Source organism: Paucibacter sp. XJ19-41, from assembly GCF_028462495.1.
Lineage (GTDB): Bacteria > Pseudomonadota > Gammaproteobacteria > Burkholderiales > Burkholderiaceae_C > Roseateles_E.
Window position 1 is genome coordinate 40,807 of the sequence record NZ_JAQOWX010000023.1, and the last position, 11,045, is coordinate 51,851.

The following is an 11,045-nucleotide window of genomic DNA, read 5'->3' on the forward strand; positions in this document are numbered from 1 at the left end:
TTCCGGGCATCAGCAAAGCCAGCGGTGCCCCGCGCCCGATCCCATGGAAATCTATCTCGATGCCAATGCCACCACGCCGGTGCTGCCCCAGGCCCGCGACGCCGCGCTGGCGGCCATGGCCGATGACTTCGGCAACCCCAGCAGCATCCACAGCACCGGGCTGAAGGCCCGCGCGCTGATGGACGCCGTGCGCGCGCAGGCGCGGCGGGTGCTGGGCGCACCCAGCGGCCAGCTGCTCTTCGTCAGCGGTGCCACCGAGGGCATACAGACGGCGGTGCTGTCGGCGCTGAACGCCTTGCGGGCCCGGCGCGATGCCGGACAGTTCGTCCCCGATCTGCTGCTGTATGGCGCCACCGAGCACAAGGCCGTGCCCGAGGCGCTGAAGCACTGGAACGCGTTGCTGGGCCTGAACTTTGTCGTGCAGGCGATTCCGGTCGGCCGCGACGGCCGCCACGATCTGGACTGGCTGCGCGCCCAGGCGCCGCGCGCCGGCCTGGTCTGCACCATGGCCGCCAACAACGAAACCGGCGTGATCAGCGATCTGGACGGCATCGCAGCCGCGCTGGCCGACAGCCCGGCGCTGTGGCTGGTGGACAGCGTGCAGGCCCTGGGCAAGCTGAGCCTGGACCTGGCCGCGCGCCGTATCGACTACGCGCCGTTCTCGGGCCACAAGCTCTATGCGCCCAAGGGCATAGGCCTGCTCTATGTGCGCGAAGGCGCGCCGCTGACGCCCCTGATGGCCGGCGGCGGCCAGGAGGGCGCGCAGCGCGCGGGCACCGAGAATGTGTCGGGCATTGCCGCGCTGGGCGCGGTGCTGGCGGCGCTGGATGAGGGCAAGACCTTCAAGCACCATGCCGTGCTGGCCGGCTACCGCGAGCGCCTCGCCGACGCGCTGCGGCAGGCCTTTCCCGGCCTGGTCTTCAATGCGCCGCCAGATCTGTGCCTGCCCACCACGCTGAACTTCGCGGTGCCGGGCCTGAGCGCCAAGCTGCTGCTGGACCTGTTCGACGCCGCCGAGATCCGCGTCAGCGGCGGCTCGGCCTGTGGCGCCGCGAAGGCCCAGCCCAGCTATGTGCTGGAGGCCATGGGATTGCCCGACTGGCAGACGGCCTCGGCGGTGCGCCTGTCCTTCGGCCCGGCCACCGAGCCCGAGTTCATCGCCCAGGCCTGCGAGCGCATCCGCGCCTGCGGCGAGTCCTTGCGCCAATGCAGCGCCGGCCCGCGCCCGCTGCATCCGGTGCTGTCGCTGGAGGGCGGTGATGCGCAGGAGCAGCGGCCGGAGCTGGACGCCGCCGCCGTGCGAGCCCTGCTGCAGCAGCACCCCGAGCTGCTGCTGGTCGATGTGCGCGAGCCCTACGAGCAGCGCATGGGCCTGAGCCTCGATCTCGGCACGGCCTTGCCCTGCCAGGCCGTGCCGCTGTCGGCGCTGCCCGAGGCGCTGCCCGGCTGGCTGGCCCTGCCGGCCGGGACGCCGCTGCTGTTCTTCTGCCGCAGCGGCAAGCGCAGCGCCCAGGCCGCGAGGGCGCTGCGGCGGCTGGGCCGCGACCAGGCCTTCAGCCTGGCCGGCGGCCTGGCGCTGTGGCCCGCTCAGCGGAAGCTGTAGTTCAGGCTCGCAAACCAGGTTCGGCCGCGCGGGTCGGTGTAGGTCGGGTCATAGGTGGACAGGAAGTAGTAGGACTGGTTGCTGAACGGCGGGTCGGTGTTCAGCAGGTTCAGCAGGCCGGCGCGCAGCTTCAGGTCCTTGCTGATCGCGTAACTGCCGCTCAGGTCCCACAGCGCATAGGCCTTGACCTTGCGCGGCTGGGTGTCGGGCAGGTAGCTGTCGTCGGTATGGCCCGAGAAGTAGCTATTGCCCAGGGTCAGGCTGGCGGGGCCGAAGTCCCAGTCCAGCGACAGGCGATGGCGCCAGCGCTGGATGGTCTGGTCCTGCAGGAAGCGGCCGGCGTTCTCGATGAAGGGTTCGGTCTTGCCGAACTGGCGCTTGTACTCGATCACATAGGTGCCGCTGAAGTTCACACCGAAGCGGCCGGCTGCCGTGCTGGCCGAGCGCCAGCGGCCTTCGAAGTCCAGACCCGAGGTCTTCAGGCCGCCCTGGTTCTCCTTGCGCAGGATCAGGGTCGGGAAATCGTCGATCGGATCGCGTTTGATATAGGCGGCGTAGCGATCCGGATTCTCCAGGATGATCTTGCCGGACAGGTCGCTGATCACATCGGTCTTCTTGATGTGCCAGTAGTCGACGCTGACGCTGGTGTCGCGCAGCGGCTCGAACACCAGGCCCATCGAGAACTGCTTGCTCTTCTCGGGCTTCAGATCGGGGTTGGCGACCTTCTCGGTGGGGTACTGCTCGAAGGAGTCATAGACGCCGTCGTACAGGAAGGCGGCGCTGGTGCCATAGGAGGTCGGGCGGTAGAGCTCACTGAAACTCGGCGCCCGGAAGCCCGTGCCGGCCGAGGTGCGCACCAGCAGCTCCTTGTTCGGCTGCCAGCGCAGGCCCAGCTTGGGGTTCACCGAGCTGCCGACGCGCTGGTAGTGGTCGGCGCGCAGCGCGGCCTGGATCTCCAGGGTCTTGCTGTAAGGGGCGCTGATCTCGGCATAGGCCGAGCTGATATTGCGGCCGTTGCTGGTGGCGACGAGGGCCGGGCTGGTGCCGCTGCCGTCGCGGTCGCCACCGATATTGTTGCTGACCAGCAGGGCCGAGGGCGTGAACTTCTGGGTCTCACGGCGCAGCTCGGCGCCGAAGGCCACGCCGATATCGCCGCCGTCAAGCTGGCCGAGGGTGCCGGTGATCTTGGCGTCGAGGCCCGAGGTCGTGCCCTCGCTGCGGCGTGCCGCATCGTCGATGCGCAGCGACTGGATCAGCGCCTGGCTGGCGGCCGGGCTGGGACCGAAGGGGTTGATCTGGCCGCCGCGCACGGCCGCTACCAGCTCATTGAACTTGAAGTAGCCGTTGACATAGCGGTCCTCGACCTTGTTGAGCGCATGGCTGGCGCCCACCGTGTAGTCCCAGCTGCCGAAGGTGCCGGTGGTGCCGACGACGACGCGATTGGCTTCGCTGGTCACTTCGCTGCTGCGGTTGCCCAGCTCGGTGGCGCGAAAGCGCACTTCGAAGCTGCTCGGGTGGTTGACCGGATTGGGCAGGAAGGCGTTGACCGCGCTCCAGTTGACGCCGGTCAGCGTGGTCGGGTTGGGCGACAGCACATACAGCGTCTCGGCCCGCGCCAGCATCAGCTCGGCAAAGACCTGCTGGCCGCCGCCCAGATCGGCGATGCCGCGGCTGAGGAAGGCGATCTTGTCGGACTTGGGATAGATCTCGGTATCGGCCATGTAGTCATAGCCGCAGGCCTGGGTGCCGACCAGCTCGGTGTAGACCGAGGCGGGCGGATTGCAGCCCGGTGCGAACAGATTGAGCGTGCGCTGGTTGTAAGGCTGGCCGTTGAAGCGGTAGCCGGCGGCATTGATCGCGGCCAGCTGGGCGTTGCGGGTGGCGGCCGTGCCCGACAGTCGGATATTGCCGGGGAAGGGGCGGCTCGACAGGTAGTAGGGCACGGTCTCGGCCAGCGGACGGTCCTGGATGAAGTCGCGCTGGGTGCTGCGCAGCGCGTCGAGCTTCTGGATGTCCAGCGTCGCGAAGACATTGAAACGGTCGCGGTTGAGGTCGCCGACGCCGCCGCTCAAGGTCACGGTGCGCTTGCCGGCGCCGCCGTCCTGGGTGTCGGCCACATAGGCGCTGATATCGACGCCGCGATAGTCCTGGCGGGTGATGAAGTTGATCACGCCGCCGATCGCATCGGTGCCGTAGATGGCCGAGGCGCCGTCTTTCAGGATCTCGACGCGCTGGATCGCGCCGGCCGGGATGCTGTTGAGATCGACGCCGGCGCTGTCACCGGGCGATGCGAAGTTGGCCAGGCGGCGGCCGTTCAGCAGCACCAGGGTGCTGGAGACGCCGATGCCGCGCAGATTGGCGCCGTTGAAGCCGCGCTGGCCGCCGGTGTTGTCGGTGATCGACGCGCCGTCGCCGAGATTGGCGGCGCTGGCGCTGATGTTCTTCAGCAGCTCGGCGGCGGTGGTGACGCCGCTCTTGTCGATGTCGTCACGCTTGATGGTCTGCACCGGCAACGCGGTCTCGCCGTCGATGCGCTTGATGCTGGAGCCGGTGATCTCGACGCGCTCGAGCTTGGCCTCCTGCGCCAGCGCGGCGCTGCTGAGCAGCAACAGGCTGGCCTGAGCCAGCAGATGAAGTTGGGGGCGGCGGGAGCGGGGCATGGACATAGAGAGCCTCTTTGGCGAACGGTGGAGGGAGCGGGCCCGGGACTGCAGGCCTTGAGGCGACTCTAGAAGTCGGCCGCAAGTCGCGGGGATGGGGTTTTGGCGGGGCGGTCGCTTGTGCGCAAGTCCTCGTCGCTTGCGTGCAAGCCCTTGTTGCGCCGCCGCCCCCGGCCTGCTGCGGTCTTGCGTGAATGCGACATGCAGTTGCGGCCTGGGCGCAGCGAGGGCTTTTCCAGGGCCTTACCCGCTGGCCGGGCGCGGCGACGGCTGACAAGATGGCAGCCATCGACCACAAGACCGACGCTCCATGCCTTTCTTGAAACTGTTTCTGCTGCTGGCCGCGCTGCTGCAGGCCGGCCCTGCCAGCGCCCAGACCGCCATCGCGATCGGCGGCGCGCTGAAATTCGACAACGACGCGGTCTGGAAGCGCATCGTCGACGAGGCCGGCGGCCCCGGTGCGCGCTTCGCGGTGTTCGCCACCGCCGCCGGCAACCCCGAGCGCAGCGCCCGCCAGATCATTGAGGCGCTGAACCGCAACGGCGCCCAGGCCGAGCACATCCCGGTCGCCCCGCGCCTGAAGGGCGAGGACCTGCAGGCCCGCCTCCATGACCCGGCGCTGATCGCCCGGGTGCGCGAGTCGCGCGGTGTCTATTTCTCCGGCGGGGCCCAGGAGCTGATCGTCGACACCTTGCAGCCCGGTGGCCGACCCACCGAGATGCTCAAGGCGATCTGGTCGGTGTTCGAGCGCGGCGGCGTCGTGGCCGGCAGCAGCGCCGGCGCGGCCATCATGAGCCGCACGATGTTCCGCGATGCGCAGGACACGCTGAAGGTGCTGAAGGGCCAGCTGCGCGAGGGCATAGAGACCGACCGCGGCCTGGGCTTCGTCGGCCCGGACCTCTTCATCGACCAGCACTTTCTCAAGCGCGGCCGCTTCGGCCGCATGCTGCCGCTGATGCAGGCCCAAGGCTACCGGCTGGGTCTGGGTGTCGAGGAGAACAGCGCCGCCATCATCCGTGGCGGCGAGATCGAGGTGATAGGCGCCAAGGGCGCGCTGCTGGTGGACCTGGGCCAGGCCAGGCATGACGCCAAGCTCGCGGCCTTCAATGTGCGCGGAGCCAGCCTGAGCTATCTGGATCGTGGGGATCGCCACTCGCTGAAGAGCGGCGTGACAACGCCCTCGCCGCAGAAGGCCAAGGACCTCTTCATCGACCCGCATGCCACCGGCTTCAAGCCCTATTTCAAGAGCGTGCCTTTCTATCCCGACATGCTGGGCGACACCACCATCGTCAACGCGATGGGCCAGCTGCTGGACAGCCCGGCGAGCGAGGCCCGTGGCCTGGCCTTCAGCGGCCAGCCGCTGGCCGACGATGCCAAGCCCGACCTGGCCTTCGAGTTCCGGCTCTACAAAGGCCCCGACACCCGCGGCTGGTTCACCGGCGCCTTTGGCGGCGAGGACTACACCGTGGTCCGCATGCAGCTGGATGTGCTGCCGGTGCAGATCAGGCGACCTTTTTACCTGCCGATGAACGCGCCCACCCCCTGAGCCGCGAGGAGTTCCCGATGTTGCATGGATACGGCGCCAGCCTTGCCGAGGGCGCCCTGATGACGCTCGTGCTCGCGCTGGCTTCGCTGGGCGTGGCCCTGGCCCTGGGCCTGCTGGGCGCGCTGGCCAAGCTCTCGCGCAGCCGGCTGCTGCGCGGCCTGGCCCAGAGCTACACGACGACGATACGGGCGGTGCCCGATCTGCTGCTGATGCTGTTGGTCTTCTTCGGCGGACAGGCCCTGATCAACGAAATCGCGCTGCGCCTGGGCCATCAGGACTACATCGACATCAATCCCTTTGTTGCCGGCGTGGCCACCATCGGTTTCATTTTCGGCGCCTATCTGACCGAGACGTTTCGCGGCGCATTCATGGCCGTGCCGCCAGGCCAGCGCGAGGCGGCCCAGGCCTTCGGCATGGGCGCGTGGCGGGTGTTCTCGCGCATCGTCGCGCCGCAGATGCTGCGCCATGCGCTGCCGGCGCTGGCCAACAACTGGCTGGTGCTGCTCAAGAGCACGGCCATCGTCTCGGTGATCGGCCTGACCGATCTGATGCATCGCGCCGGCCTCGCGGCCGGTGCCACCCGCGAGCCCTTTCTGTTCTACGGCACGGCGGCCCTGGTCTATCTGGCCTTCACCAGTGTCTCGGAGCTGGGTTTTGCGCGCCTGTCGCGGCGCCTGGCCATCGGCGTCAAGGGGAGCCGGCTATGAACTGGGATCTGGTTGCCGAGGCGCTGCCGCTGTATCTGCAGGGCGCCGTCACCACCTTCAAGTTGCTGCTGCTGGCCCTGCTGCTGGGGTTGGTCTGTGCCGTGCCGCTGGCGCTGCTGCGGGCCTTGCCCTCGCCGTGGCTGAGCCGGCCGGTGTTTGCCTTCACCTACTGCATCCGCGGCACGCCGCTGCTGGTACAGCTCTTCCTGCTGTACTACGGCCTGGCCCAGTTCGAGGCGGTGCGCGAGAGTGTGGCCTGGCCCTGGCTCAGCTCGGCCTGGTTCTGCGCGGTGGCAGCCTTTGCGATCAATACCTGCGCCTACACGACCGAGATCATCGCCGGCGCGATCCGCGCCTTGCCGGCCGGCGAGATCGAGGCGGCCTATGCGATGGGCCTGAGCCGGGCCCAGATGCTGCGCCGTGTGGCCCTGCCCAGCGCGCTGCGCCGCGCGCTGCCGGCCTATGGCAACGAGATCGTGATGATGCTGCACGGCACCTCGCTGGCCAGCATCGTTACTTTGGCCGACCTGACCGGCGTGGCGCGCCAGTTCAACGCCACCCACTACCTGCCCTTCGAGGCCTATCTGACGGCCGGCGCCTTCTATCTGCTGATCACCCTGGCCCTGGTCGGTCTGCTGCGCGCTGCCGAGCAGCGCTGGCTGCAGCCGATGCTGGCCCGTTGAACCGATGCAAACCCTTCACCATGTGATCGAGCTGGGCACGCCCGGCACCCGGCGCGAGCTGCTGAGCCTGCATTACGGCCCCGATCAGGAGCGCAGCGGCCGCAAGGCCGTGTTGCAGGCCTCGCTGCATGCCGACGAGGTGCCCGGCATGCTGGTGGCTCATCATCTGCGCCAGATGCTGCAGCGCCTTGAGGACACCGGGTCGCTGCGCGGCGAGATCGTGCTGCTGCCGGCCGCCAATCCGATCGGCCTGTCGCAATGGCAGCAGCTGGCCCACCAGGGCCGCTTCGATGCCAACTCGGGCGAGAACTTCAACCGCCACTACGCCGACCTGAGCCGCCAAGCCGCCGAGCGCGCCGCGCCGCGGCTGACGCAAGACCCGACCCTCAATACGGCCGTGCTGCGCCAGGCCTTGCGCGAGAGCCTGGCGGCGCTGCCGGTCAGCAGCGAGCTGCAAAGCCTGCGCAAGATCCTGCTGGGCCTGGCGATTGACGCCGATGTGGTGCTGGACCTGCACTGCGACTGCGAGGCCGTGCTGCATCTGTACAGCGCCACGCCGCTGTGGCCGCAGGCCGAGCGCCTGGCCCGCCATCTGGGCGTGAGCCTGAGCCTGCTGGCCAATGAGTCCGGCGATGCGCCCTTCGATGAGGCCTGCTCCCAGGTCTGGTGGCGGCTCGCCCAGATCTTCGCGGGCCGCCATCCGGTGCCGCAGGCCTGCTTCGCGGCCACCATCGAGCACCGCGGCTACGGCGATGTCGGCCATGGCCTGGCGGTCCAGGATGCGATGGCCATCCTGGCCTTTCTGAGCGAGCGCGGCTTCATCGATCAGCCGGTCAGCGAGCCGCCGCCGCTGCGCCGGGCCGCCCGGCCGCTGGAAGGCTCGATGCCCTTGCACGCGCCGCATGCCGGCATCCTGGTGTTTGCACGTGCGCCTGGCGACGAGCTCAGGGCAGGGGACTTGATCGTCGAGCTGATCGACCCGCTCAGTGGCGCGATCACGCCGCTGCTGAGCCCGGTCGACGGCCTGCTCTACGCCCGCGAGCACCGCCGCTACGCCCATGCCGGCCTGCGCTTGGCCAAGATCGCCGGCGAGCAGGCGCTGCGCAGCGGCAAACTCCTCAGCGCTTGAAGAAGAGAGATCATGGACAGTCTTGTTGTTGAAAACCTGCACAAACGCTATGGCGAACGCGAGGTGCTCAAGGGCGTCTCGCTGTCCGCGCGCAGCGGCGATGTGATCACCCTGATCGGCTCCAGCGGCTCCGGCAAGAGCACCTTCTTGCGCTGCATCAACCTGCTGGAGCAGCCCTGGGAGGGCCGCTTTTCGCTGGGCGGCGAGCCACTGAAACTGGGCCGCGACCGCGACGGCAGCCTCAAGGCCCTGGACGCCAAGCAGCTGCAGCGCTGGCGCGCGCGGCTGGCGATGGTGTTCCAGAACTTCAACCTCTGGGGCCACCGCACCGTGATCGAGAACGTCATCGAGGCGCCCGTCTATGTCTTGGGCGTGCCCAAGGCCGAAGCGATGGAGAAGGCCGAGGCCTTGCTGGCCCGCGTCGGCGTGGCGCACCGCAAGGATGTCTACCCGGCCCAGCTCAGCGGTGGCGAGCAGCAGCGCGTTGCGATCGCGCGGGCGCTGGCGGTGGAGCCGGAGGTGATGTTGTTTGATGAGCCGACCTCGGCGCTGGACCCGGAGCTGGTGGGCGAGGTGCTGAAGGTGATGCGCGATCTGGCGGCCGAGGGCCGCACGATGATTGTCGTGACCCATGAGATGGGTTTCGCCCGTGAGGTCTCGACCCACACGATGTTTCTGCACCAGGGCAAGGTCGAGGAGCAGGGCAATCCGCGCGAGGTGCTGCTCAAGCCGCAGAGCCCGCGCCTGCAGCAGTTCCTCAGCGGCGGGCTGAAGTAGAGTCGTGCAGGTGAGTCCGACCCGCCCCATTGCCCTGCTGCTGCTGCCCGGCTATTCGGCGCTGGCAGCGGGCGCCTTGCTGGAGGCGTTCTACCGGGCCAATGACTTGCAGGACGAGGCCGAGTACCGGCCGCAGCCGGTGTCCGTGAGCGGCGGGCCGGTGGCCGCGAACAGCGGCGCCCAGTTCATCACCGAGGCGCTCGACCCGCAGCTGCCCTGGCATGCGCTGTTCGTGCTGTCCGGCGAACGCGCGCCGGCCAGCGCGGCCTTGCTGGCCCTGCTGCGCGAGCTCGGGGCCAGGTCTTGCGTGCTGGCCGGTGTCGACGGCGGCAGCGCCGTGCTGGCCGCTTCCGGCCTGCTGCAAGGCGAACGCGCCAGCGTGCACTGGACCCTGGCCGAGTCGCTGATGGAGGCCTACCCGGCCGTGGTCTGGTCCGGCCAGGTCTGGGAGATCAACACGGCGGCCAGCCGGCTCAGCTGTGGCGGCGGCACCGCCTGCCTGGATCTGGCGCTGGCCTGGCTGGGCCGCCTGCATGGCGAACGCCTGGCGCAGGAGCTGAGCCTGGCCCTGGGCCTGGAGCGCTTGCGCGGGCGCGACGAGCGCCAGCGCCGGCCCAGCTCCGAGCGCGCCGGCAGCCCCAAGCTGGCCGAAGCCCTGGCCCTGATGGAGGCCAATCTGGCCGAGCCCCTGCCCACCGAAGAGGTGGCTCGGCTGGTGGGCGTCTCGCGGCGCCAGCTGGAGCGCCTGTTCAAGCAGCATCTGGATTCGCTGCCTTCGCGCTACTACCTGGAGCTGCGCCTGAACCGCGCACGCCGCCTGCTGCAGCAGAGCAGCCAGTCCATTTTGCAGATCGGCCTGTCCTGCGGCTTTTCGTCCGGGCCGCATTTCTCCAACAGCTACAAGGCCTCCTTCGGCCACACGCCGCGCGATGAGCGCAGCCAGCGTGCCGCCGCCTGGCGCAGCCTGCCCTCCACGGAAGAGACCCCGCCATGAACCCGCTTGCCCTTTTGCTGCGCCCGGTGGCCGGCGCTGATCTGCCCGCGCTGGAGCGCATCGCCGCCGCCAGCGCCCATGGCATCGGCTCCCTGCCCAGCGACCGCGACAAGCTCAGCGCACGCATCGCGCGCTCGATCGAGGCCTTTGCCAGCCAGGACGTCGCCAGCGGTGAGGAGACCTATCTCTTCGTCTTGGAGGATCGGGAGGCCGGTCGCGTGGTCGGCTGCAGCGGCATCGCCGCCAGCGCCGGCTTTCGTGACCGTTTCTACAGCTATCGCAACGAGTTCGTCGTCCATGCCTCGGCCCCGCTGGGCGTCAGCCAGCGCATGCACACCCTGCATCTATGCCATGACCTGACCGGCTACACCTTGCTGACCTCCTTCTATATCGAGCCCGCCTATGAGCAAGGCCTGGCCCCGCAGCTGCTGTCGCGCGCCCGGCTGCTCTTCATCGAGCAGCACATCGAGCGCTTCAATGACCGCATCGCGGCCGAGAGCCCGGGTCTGGCCAACGAGGCCGGCCAGAGCCCGTTCTGGGACGCGGTGGGGAGGCGCTTCTTCAATATGGACTACCCGCAGGCCGAGGCCCTGACCGGCGGGCGCAGCAAGGCCTATATCGCCGACCTGATGCCGCATTCGCCGGTCTATGTGGCCCTGCTGCCCGAGGACGCGCAATGGGCCATCGGCCAGCTGCATCCGGTGGGCGAGCTGCCGTTTGCCATCCTTCAGGCCGAGGGCTTCGATGCCGACACTTATATCGACATCTTCGACGGCGGGCCGACGGTGGAGGCCAGCCTGGCGATGCTGCGCAGCGTGCGCCATGCCCGCACACTGCCGCTGCGCGCCGGCGCGGTGACGCTGGGGCTGCCGGCCTGGCATCTGATCGCCACCAGCGGGCGTGAGGACTTCCGCGCCGTGCTGGCCCAGCTGCCGCCGGCCGCGCA

The 11,045-nt window shown here is 69.0% G+C and carries 9 protein-coding genes; 8 read left to right on the forward strand and 1 reads right to left on the reverse strand.

What is annotated here, in order from left to right:
* Positions 1–43 precede the first annotated feature (43 nt).
* Entirely contained in the window at positions 44–1,603 is a 1,560-nt protein-coding gene (locus PO768_RS08500; protein ID WP_272645709.1) for an aminotransferase class V-fold PLP-dependent enzyme, read from the forward strand.
* Here PO768_RS08500 and PO768_RS08505 read toward each other — a convergent pair.
* A complete protein-coding gene (locus tag PO768_RS08505; RefSeq protein WP_272645710.1) occupies positions 1,588–4,269 on the reverse strand; it encodes a TonB-dependent receptor in 2,682 nt (893 codons plus the stop codon). The two genes, PO768_RS08500 and PO768_RS08505, sit on opposite strands and share 16 nt — an antisense overlap.
* 304 nt (positions 4,270–4,573) lie before the next feature.
* Between PO768_RS08505 and PO768_RS08510 the strand changes: the two genes are divergently transcribed.
* The 7 genes from PO768_RS08510 to PO768_RS08540 form a co-directional block, all read left to right on the forward strand.
* A complete protein-coding gene (locus tag PO768_RS08510; RefSeq protein WP_272645711.1) occupies positions 4,574–5,809 on the forward strand; it encodes a cyanophycinase in 1,236 nt (411 codons plus the stop codon).
* A gap of 17 nt (positions 5,810–5,826) precedes the next feature.
* Positions 5,827–6,516, forward strand: a complete 690-nt coding sequence (locus PO768_RS08515) for an ABC transporter permease (protein ID WP_262970433.1) — start codon at positions 5,827–5,829, stop codon at positions 6,514–6,516.
* A complete protein-coding gene (locus tag PO768_RS08520; RefSeq protein WP_272645712.1) occupies positions 6,513–7,199 on the forward strand; it encodes an ABC transporter permease in 687 nt (228 codons plus the stop codon). The genes PO768_RS08515 and PO768_RS08520 overlap by 4 nt, the downstream gene beginning before the upstream one ends.
* A gap of 4 nt (positions 7,200–7,203) precedes the next feature.
* The gene (locus tag PO768_RS08525) at positions 7,204–8,328 is read left to right on the forward strand and encodes a succinylglutamate desuccinylase/aspartoacylase family protein (RefSeq protein WP_272645713.1); all 1,125 of its coding nucleotides are present in this window, start codon (positions 7,204–7,206) and stop codon (positions 8,326–8,328) included.
* Between the two features lie 12 nt (positions 8,329–8,340).
* Positions 8,341–9,105 (forward strand): ABC transporter ATP-binding protein, encoded by a 765-nt coding sequence (locus tag PO768_RS08530; RefSeq protein WP_262970436.1) that lies wholly within the window; start codon positions 8,341–8,343, stop codon positions 9,103–9,105.
* 10 nt (positions 9,106–9,115) lie between these two features.
* Positions 9,116–10,099, forward strand: a complete 984-nt coding sequence (locus PO768_RS08535) for a GlxA family transcriptional regulator (RefSeq protein WP_272645714.1) — start codon at positions 9,116–9,118, stop codon at positions 10,097–10,099.
* Positions 10,096–11,045 (forward strand): arginine N-succinyltransferase (locus PO768_RS08540; RefSeq protein ID WP_272645715.1); only part of this gene is annotated, 950 nt, incomplete at its 3' end. The genes PO768_RS08535 and PO768_RS08540, both read left to right, overlap by 4 nt.